Genomic DNA, 16,876 nt, shown 5'->3' with positions numbered 1-16,876 from the left:
GATAAAATACCTAAAGTTAAATTTAGACCTACAGCTAAAGCTATTGATGATTAATCATTTATGAATCGTACTTTTTGGATTACTTCTTTAATTGTCTTTGTTAACTCCCTCAGTTTCACAATTTTAATTCCTATTATCTACCTTTATGGCAAACAATTTGAATTGAGTGATTTTCACACCAGTTTACTATTTTCGACTTACTCTGTCGCTCAGTTTTTTGCTACTCCTGTAATTGGGAAACTATCAGACAGATTTGGACGTAAACCTTTACTGATAATTAGTTTAGCTGGTACTGTAATTGCTAACCTCATTGCAGGAACAGCTACAGCCGCTTGGGTGCTATTTTTTGCCAGATTCCTAGATGGTATCACAGGTGGTAATATGTCTGTCACTCAAGCTGTGATGTCTGATATCACAAGCCCAAAAAACCGCGCCCAAGCATTTGGTATTTATGGGGCGGCGATGGGTTTAGGTTTTGTATTAGGTCCTGCTTTGAGTTTATTTGCACAGCAGATTTCTATTGGTGCGGCTTTTTTGGCCGCAGGGTTAGTGGCTTTTGTGGCTTTGTTAATGACTATTTTATTTTTACCAGAAACTTTAGACAAGCAAATTCAAAAACCGGGTAATATATTTGATTTGGGTTTAGGCAATTTAATTAAAGGTTTAGCAATGCCAGGAATTGGTATTCTCCTATTAATAAACTTCTTAATTGGCACAACTTTTACAATGTTTACCTATGCCTTTCAACCCTATTTTTTAAAAGTGTTAGACCAAAATAACCAAGGATTAACACTTTTATTTTTAACCTTTGGTACATTAGGAGTAATTATGCAAACTTGGGGAATTTCTATTCTTAAAAATAAATTTGATGTTGTGAAAATATTATTTTTGGGGTTATTTTTTAGAAGTTCAGCATTTATGTTAATGCCTGTTTGGGCTAACATTAATTATTTTGTTGTAGTTAGTATTATGTTTTCTCTGTTTAATGCTTTAGTCCAACCGATGATTAGCACCTTAATTTCTCTCAATGCTAAACCCGAAGAACAGGGAACTGTACTAGGTTTGAATGCTTCTTATTTAAGTATTTCTAATGGTGTAGGTCCTGTAATTGCTGGTGTGATTGTGAATCAATCTCAGCCAATAACATACAGCTATCCTTTATATTTAGCTGGTTTTCTAACATTTTTAGTTTTAGGTTTTGCTATCTATAGTCGTCGGCAATATACACCTAGTAATTTTTAATTAAACCCAATTAAAACCCAATTAAAAAAGTGGGCATTGCCCACTATTGAATTAAGAGGAAGAAGTAGAAGCAGAATTAGAGCAGTGATTAAACCATTCTTGATACTTTTGCTGCTGGTACTCATTCTCTACAACAACTGTGACTTTGATTTGCTGACATCCATGATTTTCTTCTTGAGCGATTGCATTTAAAAGCAAACTAGCAACTTTAGCAGAAGTAAATTCTCCATTAACAATTAAATCTTTCTCCAAACTAATAAATTCTGTTGTTTCCTTATTGATTAAATCAATTTCTGCTAATTTCTGATATTCTGGGCTAACTTGTTCAATAATCAATTTTTCCCTTCTTACAGAAACTGGAACTATCTGCGTTTCAATTTCTTTGCGAATAATTACCTCTCCTATCTTGTGTTTTTTATTTTCTATTAACAATCTTTCTTCCAAGAGAGGAATAGTTATTTTTTCCTTTTCTACCCGATGATTTACGGAAGATAAATTAGTATGGCTATGTTCGTTGTTCATTAAATATTATTTCAGTATTATTTCAGTACAGCATATTTAGTGAAAATTAGATACAAACTGTAATTATAAAATCCTTTTAGTGCGGGCATTCTTGAACTGAGCTTGTAGAAGTCTTACCCGCTAGGTGTGTACCTCACAATAGATGGAAGTTCTTTATGTATTCAAAAATCAATTACTCCGCATAAGCAGACTGTTTAAAAATTTAGTAATTCATAATTCTAGATTCATATTTAAAATATTAATCTAGTTTCACATCTAGGTTTAAAGGCTAAAATATCTTGTCTTATTTTAGAATATTAGAGTTATAAACCCATGTAAAACACAATATGTGAATTATGAATTATTAATTCTCAACTCCTAATTACCTTTCTTCAACCGGTAAGTTAGGTGAATTTACATCTAACTCTTCCCTTCTCACAGTATCTTGAGTTTGAAAAGTTTCTCTCTCAACAACTTTTTTTACTGTGATTTCTTCCCTCACAAAAGTTTCTTTACTCACTTCTGGGGTTTCTTCATAAACTTCCATACGAGCTACTTCACCTTCATGAAAGTCAGCTTCACCACTAAACACTTCTTTATCTGCATTTTCAGGAATAAAATGTTCAATGACAATGTGTTCTTTTTCTACTGGTACTGATACTCGTGCAGTTTCCATTTCCACGTGTTTACTAACTGTTACTTCCCCCATTTTGCGGCGATGTTTATCAGCAATCAGTCTTTCTTCATATAGTTTCAAAGTTTGATGATTTTGTTCATTTAATGAAAACAAATCTGGTTCGTGTTCGTAGCGATAAGTATCACGGGTGTAAGGTGGTTTAGTGGTTGGTAAAGATGTGGTTTCTGTAGATTCTACATAAGTTGGCGTTTCTAATACACCAGATGTTTCTAAAGGCGTTGATGACTCTAGGATACCGGATTTTTCAACAGATGTAGTAGTAGAAACATCAGATTGACGATATACTCCCCTTACCTGTTCTTCATAGTCATAATCAGTGATAGTATTTTCGTCAAATTCTGGTAATTCTTCTGCTTGTTCTTTTGTTAAACCAATGGCATAAACTCGATTATTATTATTATTATGATCTATACGAGTCCTACCAATTGGTAATAAAACTTTTTTACCAAAAATCCAAAAACCTAATTCAACTACTAAATATCGAAACTTGCCTGCGTCATCCACCAAAGCATCATACACCTTACCAATTTTTTCATCAGTTCTTTCTACATATACTCCTAAACCTTTGATGTCTTGATTTTCAAAAGTATCAAGATATTCTGGATGATAATCTTCTAATTTATGTAGCACCATGATATTTCTCTCCACTTATTCTCTACCATCTATTTTGAATGCTGGTTTTCTATGTTTAAATTATCGGAAGCATCAACATCTAATTCTTCCCTCCGAATGATATCTTGGACTTCGACAACATCCCGTTCTACTACTTTTGTAACTCGTACTTCTTCCCTAACAAAAGTTTCTTTGTGAATGTCTGGATTTTCTTGATACACATCTATATGTGCTACTTCTCCTTCTTGAAATTTAACTTCATTTGAATTAGCTACACTAGCAGTATTTGTTGGTTTAACTCTATTAATAACAACACGTTCTTTGTCAATAGGTACTGTCACTGATTGAGTTTCAGTTTCAATATGTTTACCAACTACCACTTCTCCAGTTTTCACACGATGCTTATTAGCAATCAAATGTTCTTCGTAAAGTCTGAAATTTTGATGATATTCTTCATTTAATCCATATAATCTTGGTTCTTGTTCATAGTCGTAATCTTCCCGGTTATAAGTTTTCCTCTCCTCTGGATGACGATAAACTTGTCTAACTTTTTCTTCAAACTCATGATCAATTTCTAGATATTTTTTGTATTCTGGTAAATGTTCTACTTGTTGCTTGCTGAGTCCATCTACAAAAACACGTCCAGCTTGATAATTAATCCGAGATAATCCAATCGGTAATAGGATTTTTTTACCAACTGAATCTAAATGGGTATCAATAACTAAATAGCGAAATTTCCCATGTTTATCTACTAAAACATCAGCAACTGCACCAACTTCCATTCCTCCTTCTGTATAGAGATGTAGGGATTTAATATCATCTCCACCAAAGGTTTCTCGATAGTTAGGATCAAAATCTTCCAATTTATAAAGAGGCATATCTTATCTACCTTTGTTTAAAATCTACTTACACCTCATCTTATAAAAACTTTATTTTTTTAACCTCTAGCTAATGACTTAATTCAGAAGTAAGATAATGTTTTTTCATGGCTAATACTTCTGATTAATAAGAGCAAAAAATAAAATCTGTCACTTGTTTAACTATTTATGACTACATTTAATTAAATATTTCTATATTTGATAATTTACAGATATTTTATACACAAATTTAGATAATTTAGCTATTTCTTATTTAGTTACATGGGAAAAAGCGCAGATTATACCGATAGAAAAATATGAAAATTATATTCAATTCATATTCAATTATAGAGAAATATTATTCCTATATGCAGAAAGATCATCCTGTAAATCCTAAAATCCTGGATATCCTGATTTTGACGATGAAAAATCATCAAATAACTCATTATTACCATAAACTTAGTTGATGAGATTGACTCAAATTATTCCAAGGTAAAGGCGGAATTTCTAACCCATTTTTTTCTAATAATTGTTGAAAATAACGAGCATTATTAGGAGATATATCTTCAATGGGACAATGGACAAATAAATAAACTTTAATTCCTGCTTTTAACCACTGCTGAATTTGCGTTACCCATTCTTCCATAAATGGCTGATTTACTGATAAACTCGGATGAGAAATAAACCGAATTAAGGTAAAAGGTGCAGTTACAGAAAATTGCACTGGTAGTTGAGGTTTTCGTCTTTCTGATGCTAATTGTGGGTCATTTTCCCCTGTATAAACAGGACGAGTATCTAATAAAACTCGACCAACTCCCAAATCTTTTAATAAGGTTGTTAAATTACTCAAATGAGGTTCTTCAAACCATTCACGATGTCTAACTTCTACAGCTAAAGGTGCATCTTGACGCGGCCATGCTTCCAGAAACGTTTGTAAATCATCTATTAAAGCTGGTGAATAACTCGGTGGTAGTTGGGCAAATATGGGTCCCAACCCTTTACCTAAAGGCTGCATCCTTTCCAAAAATGCTAAAGCTGCGGGAATATGGGGTTTCAGTAATTTTTGATGGGTGATATCTCGCGGTAACTTTAAACAAAATTCAAAATCTGGAGGTGTTTGTTGCACCCAACGGGTAACAGTTTCTGGGTTAGGTACAGCGTAAAAAGTTGTATTACCTTCCACAGTGGTGAAGCGACGACTATAAAGATTTAAAAAATCTGTAGTACGAGTTCCTGGGGGATAAAGTTCACCCACCCAACCTTTATATGCCCAAACTGCGCAACCAATCAAGAATTTCACGAAAAATTTATAGATTTAATGCTTGAGTATTTTTTCTCTCTAATTATACAAGTATATATGATGAATCGCTGCCAGTACCTGCTAGGATTATATGGAGATTATATAATTATAAATACCAAATAAATTGGTAGGCTTTTGGTAAACTTATGCCTAGAAAAGAGCAAGGTTGGGTGACATTCCAAACCTCAGAAGAAGAACGGAAAATTTTAGAAGAGTTTTGTCAACACTCTCAGCGGACTAAAACTGAGATTTTGCGGGAATTGGTGCGTGGTTTACACAAACAATCGGAGCAAACAAAATCACAAATATCACAACAAACCCCTCAGCAACAAGTAGAAATTCAGACTTCTGAAGTAGAAATTATTGCTCCCAAAAAACCATTAAAAGTTAGTTCTCGTAATATTTTAAAGGGTGTTGTGAAACAAGTTACTAAAGGAACTGTAAACAGTGAAGTAACTTTAGAAATTGTCCATAAAGTTGAGTTAACTTCCATCATTAGTAAGGTATCTGCGGAGGAATTAGGATTAGTTGAAGGTGCAGAAGCCTATGCTGTAATTAAGTCTAATGATATTGTTATTGCTAAAGATTAAAAAATTAGTTTTGGGAATTAATATCCCCGATATTTTGGAATAATTCGGGGATGTTTTTGTTTATTAAGCTTCGACGTTCACAAATTTATAGAAAGCAACATACAGCACTTCCCGTTGTTATGAGGTACACCCTTGGCGGGCAAGATGCCCACCCCACAAGAGTTTTATCATTTATGTCTGTACCTTATTGGTATTAAATCTGCTGTAACCTTCTATATTTTTAGCTTTTTCTTTAGCGCTGGGATAATACCAAGCTGCATCTTTTTTCGTTTCTCCATTGACAGAAATATTGTAGTAACTAGCAACTCCCTTCCAAAAACAGGAAGTGTGAGCATCGCTATCTGTGAAATATTCTTTGTTAATGCTGTCTGGGGGAAAATAATGATTTCCTTCTACGACTACGGTTTTGTCGCTTTCTGCTAAGATTGCACCGTTCCAAGTTGCTTTCATAATGAGATTAAAAAGAAAGTTAACAATTCTAATTGTGACATTTTTAGGTGACGATTGGGTTGTAATTATAAAATTCATGAACAAAGGTGAAGATTACCCTTGCAATTTATTTATACCTGGTTTGATATTTTTTAATATTATCAGTTCGCTTTCTCACCCGTCTGGGAATTAATTCCCAGTCTAATAACCGAAGTCCGTTAAAACGGACTCAATAATTATTAACTATTAGTTAAGCATAGATAAAATGCAAAAAGTCTACTTCATTTATGTCAAGCATCTATCAATTCAAAACGAATTTTCTTACCAAGAACTCTTGCAGCTTTATCAATTGTGTCTAAAGTAACAGAATGATGATCAGGATCTAAAAGTCTATCAATAGAGGATCTACTTGTTTTCATCTTTTCAGCCATTGCTGTTTTAGTAATATTTTTCTCAGCCATTGCGGTTTGAATTTGCCAAGCAATTACTCTTTTAATAGCTATTAAATTGATTTCGTCTAATGTTCCTTCTTCTTCTAAAAACTCATCAAGAGAAGAACCAATATAAGGGTTTTTTGTCATTTTTACGCCTCCAATATTTGTTTACGTTCTAAAGCTAAATCTAATTGTTGTTTTGGGGTTTTTTGACTTTTCTTAATGAAGCCATGCAGCAATATCATTTTACCTTCATAAAAACAAAATAATACACGAGCAATTTTATGTTGTGGTAAATTTGTCCTGACTTCAAATAATCCATCACCCATTGGCCGACAGGTTGGCATTCCAATTGGCCAACCAAATTCAACTGTTTTGATATCAGCACCAATCAAAAATCTTTCTTCTTTAGATAAACTTTTTAACCAATCACGAACTGGTTCAGTGCCATTTTCGTTTCTATAAAATTCAGCCGGAACTCTTTTATCTGTCATAAATCAAATCTAATTAAATGTAGAAGTAGGTATTAGGTATTTTTAATACTTTTCTCTAACAACCACAGACATTAGATTTGATGTTATACTATATTGTACCTTTTTTGGTACATAAAATCAATCACTATTTATTAGTCAATTCCCAACTCCTGACGTAGTTCGTTAATATTTTGCGGTTTTAAAGTTCTGGTTTTTGCTCTTTCTAAAGAAGTTAAAAGACGCGCTGCATTTTTAGGGGAGCGCAGTAAATGAGTTGTTTCTAATAAACTTTCTAATTCGTCAGCAGCAATTAAGGCGACGTTCTCACCGTCAGGTTGGGTAATAATCATTACTTCTCTATCTGCAACTACTTGAGCGCAGATTTCAGCTAGGTTATTACGAGCATCAGTTAAGTTTGTTTGGTTGGACATGGTGGGATTTTTCCTCATGCTGTAGCTGATATTTTTCAATATTATCAGTTAGCTTTCTCACCCGTCTGGGAATTAATTCCCAGTCTAATCGCCGAAGTCCGTTAAAACGGACTCAAATATTATTCTAGTTGTCTTGAGAAGACTTTTGTTATTAGACTCAGAATTCATTCTGAGGCGGTTTTAAGCTGTCTTTTTAGTATCATGTTAAAGATTTCCCCAAGTTTCAGGTAGTGGGTTAACCCAGGAAATAGGAACATAAACAACATCTAGAGTTTCACCATTTAAAGTAACTTTAAATTATATAAAATATAGGAATGTTGGGTTTCACTTGGTTCAACCCAACCTACGATCTATTTTCAAGTTTTATTTGAAAGCAATCCTTCAAATAGATAATTTAATTCTTCAAAATTAGCTGCTGCAAATGTTGAATCATCACTTTGAACTACTGTGTGAAAATGTTGATTATTTAAAACTTCCCATTGAATTAAAGTTGTGTGTTCTCGTTCAGGGACAAAAAGTTTTCGCTTCCAATGAATTCTTATTTGGAATAAATACACCCCACCATCACGCACTGCGAAAAATACAGGTTCTGTAGATTCATAAGTGCCGAAACCATGTACTATTTTCAGTGCTGCTCGACCAATTTCATCGCGGGTTATATCAAGACGCTGATCTATTTCGGCTGCTATCTCTAGATTTGACTTATCTGCCATTGATTTCCACTCATTTGGCAAAAATAGACTTACTCTAGATGGAGCATTAACCCTAGCATTGGCTGGTTGCATTGGCAATAGAAATATTACCGATAAAGCAATCAGTAATACAGCTACTAATGAAATAATGCGTTTAAGTGAAAATTCTAACTTTTGAATCATACCAACAGTCTCATTATTTTTTATAGACAACATCAAAAACTGATAAAAGCACTTTAATGAGTGTCACTTTCGTGTTGCGTATAAATCAACAGAGTATTTACTGATTAGCTTCAATTTTTTTTACCTACTAATTACGTAGTTTTCAATAAAAATACTAAAAAATAATTTTAAGCAAATTTTTCAATTGCTCAATATCAAAATGGTTTTTTTTGTTTTTCTCCACATAAAAAAGCAAGTAGTAAAGAGTAGATATTACCCCTCACCACTCACTCTTATCATCTAACCCCTAAAACCTACGCCCCTACAGACTCCTTCGCGGCATACAAAACCTCAGCCGAGATATCCTTAAACCCACGTTCACGGGCAAACTTTTCGGTATTTCGCTTCACTTTTCCGCGCACAAAACCAGGAATCTTATTCAATTCTGCTTGGCCATCTTTTGTCCAATTCAACCCAGTTTCTGAGGAAATTCCTTTGGTAATTACTTCTTTTGTATCGTGTCCACCAAAGATTTCTAATAGGTGATCTTCCATTCCCAAAGTGAAGGAATTGTAGATTAAATCTGTGATTTGATTTGTACCTTCATAACCCATAAATGGTTTGTAACCAATGGGGAAATTCTGAACGTGAATAGGTGCTGCAATCACACCGCAAGGAATATCCAAACGTTTACCAACGTGACGTTCCATCTGTGTTCCAAATATAGCAGAAGGTTCAAGCCGGGCGATCGCATCCCCAATTTCTCCATGATCTTCTGTAATTAAAACCTCATCACAATACTCGCTTACCTGTTCTCTAAACCAGTCAGAATCATATTTACAATAAGTACCCGCCATAACTACATGAATTCCCATTTCCCGTGAAAGAATTTTAGTTAAAGCTGCTGCATGGGTATTATCACCAAATACCACCGCTTTTTTACCTGTTAAATTCTGACAATCTATAGAACGAGAAAACCAAGCCGCTTGGGATACGTGCAAAGTTTGTTCATTGATATATTCATCATAATTAACTTCCGCACCTTCGGCATTAATTACCTGTTGAATTTTGCGGATACATCTGGCAGTTTCCACCACACCCATAGGTGTAATATCAACAAAAGGTGTACCAAAGTTTTCCTCTAAATATTTGGCAGTTGTTAAACCAATTTCCCGATAAGGAATTAAATTAAACCATGCTTTTGGTAAGTTCTTTAATTGATGAACTGATGCACCTTCAGGAATGATAGTATTTACCTCAATTCCTAAATCAGCCATTAATTTTTTCAGTTCTGTACAGTCATGATTATGATGGAACCCCAGGGTAGAAATACCAATAATATTAACTGAAGGATTAGCTGTTTTTTCTGTAGGTAATTCCCCTTTTTTGCGGGCTTTTTCGATATAGTATTGGATAATTTGTTGTAAAGTTCTGTCTGCTGCTTGTAGTTCGTTGTAGCGGTAATGGTTAACATCCGCCAGCATCACATCACCTTGTGCTTCTAACTGCGCTCGTTCCACAAAGTTATGTAAATCTTCTTGCAAAATACTGGAGGTACAGGTGGGAGTTAAAAGAATTAAATCTGGGTGTTCTTCTACATCTTTGCGGATAATATTATCTACTACTTTTTCTTGAGAACCACGGGATAAAACGTGTCTGTCTACGACGCTGGTTGTAACTGGGGTAAAGTTCCTTTCCCGCGATAACATAGAGCGCATGACGTTAAAATAGTCGTCTCCCAGGGGAGCGTGCATGATGGCGTGGACATTTTTAAAGGAACTGGCAACCCGTAAAGTGCCAATGTGAGCGGGGCCTGCATACATCCAGTAAGCTAATTTCATTCGGTCTTCTCCTCTTACAGTTTCAGTAATTATGATTTTTCAATTATTAAATTGGATTGTCGCAAAACTTTTGGTTATAAACAAATAAGGTTCTTTAAGTATAAAGAGTTAATTAATCAGTATTGCTGAAAATTATAATTGCTCAAACGTAGTTATAGATAGGACTTCAGCTATCAATTGTAAAAATATTGCCATAGTTTAAGTAAAGAAGTCTTAATGATTTGAGAAATATTGTCATGAATTTTTAGAGATTTGTTAAGTGGTAATTTTGTTAAAATGTAATCATGGCGTAATTATTTAATACACCAACCTATGGTTAAAATTCCCTTTTCTCCTGCTTTTATTCCTCCTTTGACAAACGGTGATAAACTTAATCGTTATGAATTTGAGCGTCGTTATGATAGTACCTCTAAAGTTAAAAAAGCCGAATTAATTGAAGGAATTGTATATATTATGCCCGCTGCTTTGCGTTTCCGAAGTCACGGTCAACCTCATGCTCGTATCCTCACATGGCTGGGTAATTATGAGGTTTTAACTCCTGGTGTAGAATTAGCAATTGAACCAACAGTACGTTTAGATTTAGATAATGAACCTCAACCAGATGCGGTTTTAATTATCACACCAGCAGCAGGTGGACAAACTAGAATTAGTGAAGATGATTATATTGAAGGTGCGCCAGAATTAGTGGTGGAAATTGCTGCTAGTAGTACAGCGATTGATTTACATGGTAAAAAACAAGCCTATCGTCGTAATGGGGTAAAAGAATATATTGTTTGGCAAGTTTTAGAACAAAAATTAAGTTGGTTTTCTTTAGAACAAGGTGAATATTTAGAATTAACACCTGATGCAAATGATATTTTAAAAAGTCGGATATTTCCAGGTTTATGGTTAGCAGTAAATGAATTGTTAACAGGAAATATGCTCGCAGTTTTGAATGTTTTACAAAGTGGGTTACAGTCTAGAGAACACGCGGAATTTATTAGTAAATTGGGCAATGATTAGAGTTTTTAAAAACTTTTAGCCACTCTTCGAGATCGCAAAGCGCGATTGTGTGAGATATAAAAATACTTACATATAATATTTATGAGTATGGACCCAGAAATCTTTCTCCATTAAAATGAATTAAATGATCTGGTTGATCTGCAACCCAAACTTCAGTTTCCCAAGCAATTTCACCTAAATATTTACTCATTTCTTTACGAGTAGGAAAAGCAGTTATAAAAACTAAACCCTTACTACTTGACTGCAAAAGCTGTTTTAACTCATTGTGTCTTTTGAGGTTAACAAGTCCATGACTGGTTACAGCTTCTATTAATATTAACCAGTCCTTTTGCTGATAGTAAACTACAATATCTGGCATTTTACCATGAGGATCTAACTCAATTCCCACTTCTCTAAACTTTTGAGTTTCATTAATGATGAATTTATCTCCAGCATCACCCACATAAAGAACCAAACCTCCTGGTGTAAATCTTGGACAAAAATTTTCTAAAATGTCTTTGATTAAATTATTTTGTCCACCTGATGATAAATAAATTGCTTTACCATCGGGTAGAGTAACGGGAATTTGTGCTATATTTCGATTTCTATTCTGCAATAAGTTTTTTACAGAAATATTATAATTCTCAAGTGATTCTTCCCACAGTTCAGAATTATAAGATTTGATTAATAATAGTGCTGTTGCTTGCAATTGATAACACCATTTAGGACTATTAATTGGTCGTTTTGGTTGATCTGGATTCTCAACAACTAAACCCATTTGTATAAACTGGTGCATTGTTTGTCTTCTCACAGTTTCCCGTGTATTTGGTGCATATTGTTTACCATAAAAATCACGAAACCAATCCATCATTTCTGTAATTCTGCGTCTGGGTGTTGTTGCTTGATTCCAAGAAGTTTCTGGTCTAATATCTGTTAATGCCAGTAAGCACAATGCTGATCTTTCATTTTGTTGTTCTTTTGGTGCAGAAATTTCTTTAAGAATAATCAGTGCTTCTTGAATACGTTTACTAGCTTGAATTGCGTTGATTGTTTCACTCATAATTGATAGATTTTGATGTACAAGATGATCTAGCTTATCCTGATTAAATCTAGATTCATTAATTTGTATTCCTAGGTTGATTAAATCATCTTTGCATGGGTATTTAATTTTGCGTAAGTCTGTCGCATTGACTTGTGTGTTACCACTAAAAAGTCGAAAGTATTGATCAAAGAAAGTTGAATTTAGAAATGCTGTTAAACCTTTTGCTAGGTTGATATTTATTCCTTTTCCTTTTGCATGATAGTAGTTGATATGATTCTCTATACCCAATGTTTGGTAATCTAGAGGATAAGATACAGCAGCAATAACACGACGTTTTTCTTCTTTAGCAGAAAATCGTTTGATTAAAACATAACAACCTTGGGGAATTAACCATTTCTGTGTTTCTTGGTTTTGTATAATAGCAATTGATTTTTTCGGTTTTTGGGGAGGAAATACAACTTTTCCAAACTTAATAGATTCTGGGTAAATTAGGGGAACTGTTTGATCATCCAAAGAATTTCTTAAAGCTGATTTGAGACGAAAATCCACGACTGGTCCTGTGGAGATTTCTAAACCCAATTCCTCTAAGGTAGATGAAAATTTATCCATCTGCACTTTTAAAGCATCTGCTAAAGAGTTGGTGATGATATGGATAAAATTCTCACTATCATTGTTTTCTATAATTTGATGATAGGGAACAATTCTCATTTCTGAAATTTGATCTAATTCTGTTTCTGAATTAATACTAATTGTGATGATTTTATCTTTATTTTCTTTTTTGATAGCATGATAAATTAGATTTTCTTGAATGATATTATCTTCTGCAAATACTAAATAACGACTATCAAAAACATGAATTTTTTGTAGTGCCATTTTTTGTAAAAAGGCTTGACGAAATGGACGATAGTAAGCACCATTACAGAAACTTCTAGGGGTAATTGCCACTATTTCACCATTTTCTACAAGCTGTAACATGGTCAGCCAAACAAAAGCACTATATAAATTTACTGTTTCAATTCCCTGTTTTAATAAATGTTTTTTCTCAATTGATTGGTTGTTAATTTTTTTGTATGGTGGATTGAGAATTGCATGGGTGAAACTTTGGGAATAATGAGTAAAAAGAGGTAAATTATTGGCTTTTATACTATTAACAAAGCTTTCATTGCGTAAACAATAATCGGCTGTAATCCCTTTGTTCTGCAAGGCTTGACAACATTCAATCAGACATTTTTCTAAAGATGATAAAAAGGTTGATTCTATTTCATAAGCTGTGAGTAAACAACTCTCAATTTGATGGGAATTTAGCAATAGTTGTTCTACGAAAGCAGCAGTTAAAGACCCAACACCAGCACCAGGATCAAGTAACCTAATATGACCAGATAAATTATTAAATTGTCCTGCCATAAATCTAGCAATTTTTGCAGGAGTGAGAAATTGACCTAATTCACTTCTGTGTTTTGGATTTAATTTTGATGATAAATTTATTCCATTTATATCTGTTGACTGTGTAATATAATTTATCATTTCATGAATTGATACAACAAAATTAAACATGAAATTAAAGACTAAATTGGTGGGATTTCCTCTTCTTCCACTGGACGAATAATAGCCGGTGCTGGTGTGACTTCTGGTTTAAATATTCCCTCTAATGCTTGTTCTAAAGTTTGTGCCATCACAATGCGATTTTCATAGGCTACTACAACTCTAACTAAAGTTGGTAAACTATTTTGTGTTGCTTCTAAATAAATTGGTTCAACATATAACAAAGATTGTTTAATGGGAACAATTAACAAATTACCTTGAATTGCTCTTGAACCTTGACGATTCCATAAGGATATTTGTTGGGAAATTACTGGATCTTGATTAATTCTAGCTTCGATTTGTTCAGGCCCATAAATCAATCTTTCTTTAGGAAAGTTATATAATAATAATTTACCGTAGTTCTCCCCATCGGAACGTGCTGCTAACCAGGCGGTTAGGTTTGTTCTTTGTTTGGGTGTGTAGGGTAGTAATAAGATAAATTCTTCAAAATCAACATCAGGAAGACTGGTGATTAAATAATAAGGTTCAAGTTCACGGGATTCTGTGCCATAGATTTCGTTGGGAATTTGCCATTGATCTTCTCGGTTATAAAATACCTGTGGGTTGGTAATATGGTAAATCATTAACCGTTCTGCTTGGATTTTGAAAAAGTCTACTGGATAGCGGATATGACTACGCAAATTTGCTGGCATTTGTGCCAGGGGTTGAAACATTTCCGGGAAGATTTGTGACCAGGCATTAATTAAGGGATCTTTGGGTTCTGCTACATAAAATTTAACTGTGCCGTTATAAGCATCAATAACAACTTTAACGGAGTTACGAATGTAATTTATGCCTTCATTATTTTGATCTGAGTAAGGATAGCGATCGCTAATTGTATAAGCATCTACTATCCAATACAAATAATTTTTATTGTCGGGAAATTTTTCCTGTCCAGGATTAGGGTGAGTATCAGCGGTGACCAAATAAGGTTCACTATCAAATTTCAAAAAAGGAGCAATCTCTCTAATTCTTTCTTGAATATTGCGTCGAAATAATATTTTTGTTTGTGGTAAGAAATCCCTGGTAAATATCATCCGCCAATCTTTTAAATACGTGGAAAATAGCCATCTTCGCCACAATGAACCGATTCTAATTCCCCCTTTTCCATCATAAGTTGTATACACATTATCGCTACCACTGGGATAATCTAATTCTTTAACTTTTGTTCCAGTCATCACATGAGTATTGGCAATTTCTCCATAATAAATGCGTGGTTCACCAATAGGAATACTTGCCCTAATTTCTGCACTAGAAGTAGTTAAAGCACTACCATTACCACTAATATCTTTGACAAAATATTCAGGTAAACCACCAGGAGCAACTGTATTTACAGGACTCATGGTAAAACCATAACCGTGGGTATAAACAAAATTGCGGTTTACCCATGTTTTCGCTTGTTCAGGTACGGCATTATAATCTAATTCTCTGGCGGCAATTAATACTTGTCTTTTTTCTGTGGTTAGGTTAGTTTTTTGCTTGGGTTCGGTATTAATAATATAGCGATCAATGTCTGCATCAGGAAAGCGATAATAAGGACGAATTTGTTGTAATTGACGGTTAGTTTTTAAGAGAGGTTTTTGATCCCAGAGGCGAATATTCCGAATTGTCAAATCATTAGCTTCAATATCTGCTTGTGTTAATTTTCCTTTGGGGTTAAAGGTTTTAGCCTCAATTGCTTGTAAATCAAATGCTTGTCGAGTGAGGGCAATAGTTCTTTTTATATAAGGTGTTTCTCTTTGTAATTCATTGGGTTGAACTATTAAAGATTGGACAATAACAGGAATAATAAAATCACCAGCAATGGTTAACATCAGATAGATACCAATACCAGAGATTATCCATTGATGATGTTTAGATTTGGGTTTAAAAAATAAAGTTTGCGATAATAAATAAAAGGCGATCGCTACAGCTAAAACACATAAAATTGTATCAGTTGGTAATTCTGCCATGACATCGGTAAAACTAGCTCCAAAACTCACACCACGGGGAGAATAAACCAGTTCATAACGACTTAGCCAGTAACTAAAAGCTACCATTAACATTAAGCCGCCACCTAACCCGAATAAATGACGTTTCTGTGGTGCAGAAAGCCCAAGATAAATCCCTTGGCTGAGGCTATCTCCCGATAAAAGATAGGTCAGTGCAACGGAAACAAAAGCATAAAAACTTAAACCTATCAGCCAAAAAGCTAATAATTCCCACAGCGGAAGAGAAAAAATATAAAAACTGATATCTTTACTAAATAAAGGTTCTGTACTATTGAAAGGTTGAGAGTGAAAATATAATAATAACTTGTCCCAATTTTTAGATATCATCCACCCAAAACCGAGACTAAAAACAACAGCGATCGCCCACAGAAAAAACCGATAATATATCAACAGTGCGATCATCATCACCACAGCTAAACAAATATATTGTGGTTGGGAAATGATCTTAATACTTAAATTCCCAACTATCTCAGGTCTAAATAAAATTGTAAATGGTGAACTAACCTGATTAATTTGTCCTTGCCAATAACTGGTAGCAACTAATCCATAATGAGTTACCATCAATCCTAATAAAAAACTTAAACATAGAGTTATAGGTAATAACCATGGTAATTTAATGCTTTTATTACCACCTTCAAGTAAAGATTTACCGTTATTTTTGTCATACTGAGGACTCAAAAAAGCCGCTATTTCTTTACTCAGTCCTGTATCCTGGGATCTAGCTGGTTCACTTTTCAAAAAATAGGGATATTTCCAACGTTCTGCTAAAGCTAAATTACCCAATAAATAGCCTAAACTGACACTAACAACACCTACCCACAAAGCACATTTGGTTATTAAACGCACCAGAAATGTTGGCAAATAACTTACTTCTTGAAACCAAAGAATTTCCGCACCTAGATGAGAAGCTAGATCCAAGAATAACCATAAACCCAAGGATAGGAAAATAGCTCTAAAGCACCATTTCAAAGACATTTTTCAGGAAATAAGAAGAAACTAACTAATTACAGTTGACTCAGG

The 16,876-nt window shown here is 34.0% G+C and carries 15 protein-coding genes; 3 read left to right on the top strand and 12 right to left on the bottom strand.

Features of this window, described 5'->3' with window-relative positions; all coding sequences use genetic code 11:
* Window positions 1–60 precede the first annotated feature (60 nt).
* Entirely contained in the window at window positions 61–1,242 is a 1,182-nt protein-coding gene (locus WJM97_RS21045; RefSeq protein ID WP_353930709.1) for an MFS transporter, read from the top strand.
* A 51-nt stretch (window positions 1,243–1,293) separates the two neighbouring features.
* Here the strand turns inward: WJM97_RS21045 and WJM97_RS21040 are convergent, their stop codons facing one another.
* From WJM97_RS21040 to WJM97_RS21025, 4 genes are all read right to left on the bottom strand, one after another.
* Window positions 1,294–1,764, bottom strand: coding sequence for a DUF2382 domain-containing protein (locus WJM97_RS21040; RefSeq protein WP_353930708.1), 471 nt, complete (start codon window positions 1,762–1,764; stop codon window positions 1,294–1,296).
* Between the two features lie 361 nt (window positions 1,765–2,125).
* A complete protein-coding gene (locus tag WJM97_RS21035; protein ID WP_353930707.1) occupies window positions 2,126–3,073 on the bottom strand; it encodes a DUF2382 domain-containing protein in 948 nt (315 codons plus the stop codon).
* Window positions 3,074–3,102: 29 nt separating this feature from the next.
* Window positions 3,103–3,930 carry a DUF2382 domain-containing protein gene (locus tag WJM97_RS21030; RefSeq protein ID WP_353930706.1) on the bottom strand — a complete coding sequence of 276 codons (828 nt, stop codon included), beginning with the start codon at window positions 3,928–3,930 and terminating at the stop codon, window positions 3,103–3,105.
* Between the two features lie 427 nt (window positions 3,931–4,357).
* A complete protein-coding gene (locus tag WJM97_RS21025; protein WP_353930705.1) occupies window positions 4,358–5,209 on the bottom strand; it encodes a DUF72 domain-containing protein in 852 nt (283 codons plus the stop codon).
* Between the two features lie 146 nt (window positions 5,210–5,355).
* On the opposite strand from WJM97_RS21025, the gene WJM97_RS21020 reads away from it, so the two are divergent.
* Window positions 5,356–5,799: a molybdopterin-binding protein gene (locus tag WJM97_RS21020; RefSeq protein ID WP_353930704.1), complete on the top strand. Its 444-nt coding sequence runs from the start codon at window positions 5,356–5,358 to the stop codon at window positions 5,797–5,799.
* Between the two features lie 171 nt (window positions 5,800–5,970).
* Here WJM97_RS21020 and WJM97_RS21015 read toward each other — a convergent pair whose 3' ends face one another.
* The 6 genes from WJM97_RS21015 to bchB all read right to left on the bottom strand — a co-directional run bounded on the left by WJM97_RS21015 (window position 5,971) and on the right by bchB (window position 10,261).
* A complete protein-coding gene (locus tag WJM97_RS21015) occupies window positions 5,971–6,252 on the bottom strand; it encodes a DUF427 domain-containing protein (RefSeq protein ID WP_353933234.1) in 282 nt (93 codons plus the stop codon).
* 266 nt (window positions 6,253–6,518) lie between these two features.
* A complete protein-coding gene (locus tag WJM97_RS21010; RefSeq protein ID WP_353930703.1) occupies window positions 6,519–6,809 on the bottom strand; it encodes a helix-turn-helix transcriptional regulator in 291 nt (96 codons plus the stop codon).
* A gap of 2 nt (window positions 6,810–6,811) precedes the next feature.
* The gene (locus WJM97_RS21005; protein ID WP_353930702.1) at window positions 6,812–7,156 is read right to left on the bottom strand and encodes a type II toxin-antitoxin system RelE/ParE family toxin; all 345 of its coding nucleotides are present in this window, start codon (window positions 7,154–7,156) and stop codon (window positions 6,812–6,814) included.
* 131 nt (window positions 7,157–7,287) lie between these two features.
* Window positions 7,288–7,566 (bottom strand): type II toxin-antitoxin system prevent-host-death family antitoxin, encoded by a 279-nt coding sequence (locus tag WJM97_RS21000; RefSeq protein ID WP_353930701.1) that lies wholly within the window; start codon window positions 7,564–7,566, stop codon window positions 7,288–7,290.
* Window positions 7,567–7,922: 356 nt separating this feature from the next.
* Window positions 7,923–8,474, bottom strand: coding sequence for a hypothetical protein (locus tag WJM97_RS20995; protein WP_353930700.1), 552 nt, complete (start codon window positions 8,472–8,474; stop codon window positions 7,923–7,925).
* A 260-nt stretch (window positions 8,475–8,734) separates the two neighbouring features.
* Window positions 8,735–10,261, bottom strand: coding sequence for a ferredoxin:protochlorophyllide reductase (ATP-dependent) subunit B (gene bchB, locus WJM97_RS20990; protein ID WP_353930699.1), 1,527 nt, complete (start codon window positions 10,259–10,261; stop codon window positions 8,735–8,737).
* Between the two features lie 312 nt (window positions 10,262–10,573).
* Between bchB and WJM97_RS20985 the strand changes: the two genes are divergently transcribed.
* Entirely contained in the window at window positions 10,574–11,263 is a 690-nt protein-coding gene (locus WJM97_RS20985) for a Uma2 family endonuclease (RefSeq protein ID WP_353930698.1), read from the top strand.
* Between the two features lie 79 nt (window positions 11,264–11,342).
* Here WJM97_RS20985 and WJM97_RS20980 read toward each other — a convergent pair whose 3' ends face one another.
* Window positions 11,343–13,838, bottom strand: coding sequence for a BsuBI/PstI family type II restriction endonuclease (locus WJM97_RS20980; RefSeq protein WP_353930697.1), 2,496 nt, complete (start codon window positions 13,836–13,838; stop codon window positions 11,343–11,345).
* A gap of 11 nt (window positions 13,839–13,849) precedes the next feature.
* On the bottom strand, window positions 13,850–16,831 hold the full coding sequence (locus tag WJM97_RS20975) for a UPF0182 family protein (RefSeq protein ID WP_353930696.1): 2,982 nt from the start codon (window positions 16,829–16,831) through the stop codon (window positions 13,850–13,852).
* Window positions 16,832–16,876 lie beyond the last annotated feature (45 nt).

The sequence above is a fragment of the Okeanomitos corallinicola TIOX110 genome, from assembly GCF_038050375.1.
GTDB lineage: Bacteria > Cyanobacteriota > Cyanobacteriia > Cyanobacteriales > Nostocaceae > Okeanomitos > Okeanomitos corallinicola.
This window is presented reverse-complemented; position numbering and strand designations above follow the sequence as displayed.